The following is a 3,416-nucleotide window of genomic DNA, read 5'->3' on the forward strand; positions in this document are numbered from 1 at the left end:
GTTTATTTCCTTACCTTCTCGACGCTAGCACTCCTTGTCGGGCTGATTGTCGCGAATATCGTTCAGCCTGGCGCCGGCCTCAACATCGATCCGGCCTCGCTCGATGTCGAAGCCGTTAAGGGCTATGTGGCCACGGCTCACGAGCAGTCCGTGACCAGCTTCCTGATGAACATCATCCCGTCAACGATTGCCAGTGCCTTCGCGGAAGGCGACATCCTGCAAGTCTTGTTCCTCTCGGTCCTGTTCCTCTCGATCCTGTTCGGCGCGGTCTGCCGCTACAACGGCCGCTCGCTCTTCTCTCTCGTCCGATACATCAAGGACGAGCTGCTGCTCGCAATGTCCTCCTCAGAGGCCGCGCTGGCCTCGCTCATGGAGAAGATGGAAAAGGCCGGCGCCACGCATTCGGTCGTGGGTCTCATTCCATTCAATCTGGACGGCACGAATATGATGCTCGCCGCCCTTTTCATCGCCCAAGCGACGAAAACTGATCTCCCGATCGGCTGCCGGATCCTCATGCTGTTTGTCGCATTGTTCCCTTCGAACGGAACAACCCGCATTACCGGTGCAGGCCTCGTCACAATGGCTGCAACGCTCTTTCTTGTTCCGGCCGCACCGGTCACCTCCGTGGGGCTTATTCTTGGCGTCGATCAGCTTATGTCCGAATGCCACGCGCTGACGGTTTTTCTCCGCAGCGTAGCGGCAACGCTGGCTGTCACCCGGTCCGGGGCGAGCGGGATAAACGACGATTCGGGGAGCGCCTCACTAGCGGACCGTTCAGCGCTCTGGCGGTGGACGGTCAAGTCGCCCGGCGTGGTGAACACAATTCCCCGTGCGAACGACGCTCAGCTATTGGGGTGGACCCGATGGCGCAAAGCCGTATTTGAGAAACCGCCAGATCGCACCGGCACCTGTGCGCCTGTAGCAACTGCGGGGCACGATCAAAACTGACCCATTTTACACCAAAAAGGCGGCCGTTGCTGCCACGCCGTCCATGGATTGGAGACTCATGTCTAAGCCGACTGCCATCACTGTCGCAGCTCTTCTTTTACTCCTCGCCTTGCTGGCGAGCCAATATAGCGCGAACCTGCACCGGCAGGCGTGGTCGACCGACAGGCAAAAGTGGAGCGGCGCATTCGACAACGATCTCCTTCGCCAATCGCCGGCAACCCGCAAGGCGATGCCGTTCTGGTCATATTCAATGACTACCACAACTGTCCGCATTGCAGACTGGCTGATATCAACTACCAAAAAGCCTTCAAGCATGAGCCCAATCTGAAGCTTGTGATCAAACAGTTCCCGGTCCTGGGACCGGATTCCCAATTCCCAGCCTTCGCCGCACTCGCCTCGAGAAAACAGGGAAAGTTCGACGAATTCCACCGCGCCCTTATGATTTCCCCCAGTTGAAGGGTCACTCTCAAGATCGCAGCGCGTGTAGGCCTTGACGTTGAGCAGCTCAAGCGGGAATGCAAGATCCGGCCATCGCAGATGAAATGCGCGCGTCCGCGCACTCGCGAAAGGTCTGCACTTAGACGGTACGCCCGCGTTGGTGGTCGGCGATATAGTGGTCGCCGACCTTGTGGACATGGCCAGCTTGCAACGCTTGCATCGCCGATGCGCGCTCAAAGCGTGCTGGCTCTCGTGCGGGGCAGCATCTGTAGACCGGCCACGCTGTTGTTGCCGGAGCGTGCCGTTTGTGGCAGCTGGCTTTGCTGTCGCTCCTCGTAATCTTGTTGCGGTCATCCAGCTGCCGTGGGCGCCAACAACAATCCTGAGCGCCCGCGCCTGAAGTCGCTGGCCGGGTGCTCGTGAACCGAGCCCGCTTTTCTTCGGCAAGCTCAGGCGGTCTTGGCCCTGCGGCATCGCCCCCTGGCGCGGGGCAGCCTTCGGCTGCTGACGGTCGCCGGCCTGTCGGCCGGCGTCTTTCTATTGTGGCCTTCCCCCTGGCGCAGGGTGGGCAGCACTCCCTTCTAGGCCCGCCGCGGCGTCCCGCAACCCTTCGCTTGTCGCTTTCGGGTCCTCCACTCCGTTCCGGTCCTGCTGATGCAGTCCGCCTCCGACGGCGGGCCTTTCCGGTCGCTTTTGCCGCCCACCCCGCTTCCGGGGAGGGCGCGCGATTGTAGAGCGGAGGACATCACGATGCGTGCAAACAACAAACGTTGCGGCAGCCGACAGGCTGGCGCAGACAGCGGCGGGCGCACCGGCGCCAGCCTTTATCAGGAAATCACCGACCGCATCATTGCCGAACTGGAGCGCGGCACCGTGCCATGGGTCAAGCCGTGGGGCAGGGCAAGGACAGGCCTCGGCCTGCCGCGGAATGCGGCCACCCAGCGCCGATATTCCGGCATCAATATCCTGATCCTGTGGGGCGCGGTCATCGAGCGCGGTTTCCCCAGCCAGAACTGGCTCACCTTCCGGCAGGCGCTTTCGCTTGGCGGCAATGTCAGGAAGGGCGAGCACGGCACCACCATCGTTCACGCTGACCGCTTTGTTCCCAAGAACGAAAAGCAACGCGCCGACACCGATGGCGACGAACCGCAGGCGGTGCCCTTCCTGAAGCGCTTCACCGTCTTCAATGTCGCGCAGTGCGATAATCTGCCCGAACATCTTTACGCCGCCGGCGAGCCTCTGCCTGAGCGCGAGATGGTCCCGCAGGCCGAGGCGCTCATTCATGCAACCGGCGCTGATTTTCGCGTCGGCGGCGAGCGCGCCTTCTACATGCCCGGCAGCGACACCATACAGGTGCCGCCGCAGCCGGCTTTCTTCCACCAGATCGACTATTACCGGACCTGCTTTCACGAGCTTGGCCACTGGACCGGCCACCCGAGGCGACTCGCGCGCGACCTGTCCGGCTCCTTCGGGTCCAACACCTATGCGCGCGAGGAACTGGTCGCCGAAATCGCATCAGCCTTCATCTGCAGCAGTCTCGGCATCGAGCCGACCGTGCGCCATGCCGACTACATCGGCTCATGGCTGACGGTTTTGCGCGAGGACAACCGCGCCATCTTCCGCGCCGCAAGCCATGCCTCGAAAGCCGCCGATTTCCTGCTTGGCCGCAATGTCGATGTCGAAGGCGAGGCACATGCCGAAACCGCCTATGGGAGCGCGCAATCCTCACACGCGACCGCCTTGCGCCTCTGATGACGCAAAGCCGCGCGCAACCAACTCGACAGTTCTTTTGAGGTTGCCCTAACGCCGATGGCCGGCGTTGGCGTCGATCGTTCATCGGACCGAGGTTCGCAAAAAAAGAGGGCGGCATTGATGCCGCCCTCTCGTTGCGAAAGCTGCCAGAGCTGGATTAGAAATCCATGCCGCCCATGCCGCCCATGCCGCCGCCGCCCATGCCGCCAGGCATGCCGCCGCCAGCCGACTCCTTCTTCGGAGCCTCCGCGATCATGGCTTCGGTGGTGACCAGCAGG

3 protein-coding genes are annotated in these 3,416 nt (G+C 62.1%); all 3 read left to right on the top strand.

What is annotated here, in order from left to right:
* Positions 1-948, top strand: a 948-nt coding sequence (locus tag ENZ75_RS25625; RefSeq protein ID WP_128278411.1) for a cation:dicarboxylase symporter family transporter, incomplete at its 5' end; no start/stop codon positions are given.
* A gap of 171 nt (positions 949-1,119) precedes the next feature.
* Positions 1,120-1,404 carry a thioredoxin domain-containing protein gene (locus tag ENZ75_RS35335; RefSeq protein ID WP_224570942.1) on the top strand — a complete coding sequence of 95 codons (285 nt, stop codon included), beginning with the start codon at positions 1,120-1,122 and terminating at the stop codon, positions 1,402-1,404.
* Between the two features lie 732 nt (positions 1,405-2,136).
* The gene (locus ENZ75_RS25635; protein WP_063169241.1) at positions 2,137-3,138 is read left to right on the top strand and encodes a zincin-like metallopeptidase domain-containing protein; all 1,002 of its coding nucleotides are present in this window, start codon (positions 2,137-2,139) and stop codon (positions 3,136-3,138) included.
* Positions 3,139-3,416: the final 278 nt, after the last annotated feature.

The organism is Mesorhizobium sp. M7A.F.Ca.CA.002.04.1.1 (genome assembly GCF_004022805.1).
In the GTDB taxonomy this organism is placed as follows: domain Bacteria; phylum Pseudomonadota; class Alphaproteobacteria; order Rhizobiales; family Rhizobiaceae; genus Mesorhizobium; species Mesorhizobium ciceri.